Genomic DNA, 331 nt, shown 5'->3' with positions numbered 1-331 from the left:
CACGCTTGCCGGACCCGTCCCGCAGCTCCATGCACACGCGTACGGTGCCACCTCCCTTGGGCAGCCGGGCCTCGGTGAAGCGGCCATAGACGCGATCTCCGAAAAGGAGCTTCCCGGACAGAATGGTGCCCGGGTGCATTCCGATTTCGCGGCTGCCTGAGAAGATGCGGATGCTGGTCCACCCCTCCTTCACGAAGCGCCGCCCGGTGAGCGTCAAGGAAGATGTCGGGTGAGTCGGGTCAGCGCGTCTTCGTCCGTGCGTGCTGAATGGGCGTGGTGTTCGCGGAGGGGTTGAGGCGCACGGGCCCCGCGGGCGTCCAGTTGCGCGTGG

At 67.4% G+C, this 331-nt stretch carries 1 pseudogene; it reads right to left on the bottom strand.

What is annotated here, in order from left to right:
* Nucleotides 1-217 (bottom strand): annotated as a pseudogene (locus G4D85_RS48740) (hypothetical protein); the annotation flags it as partial.
* Between the last annotated feature and the right edge of the window lie 114 nt (nucleotides 218-331).

Source organism: Pyxidicoccus trucidator, assembly GCF_010894435.1.
Taxonomy (GTDB): Bacteria; Myxococcota; Myxococcia; order Myxococcales; family Myxococcaceae; genus Myxococcus; species Myxococcus trucidator.
This window is presented reverse-complemented; position numbering and strand designations above follow the sequence as displayed.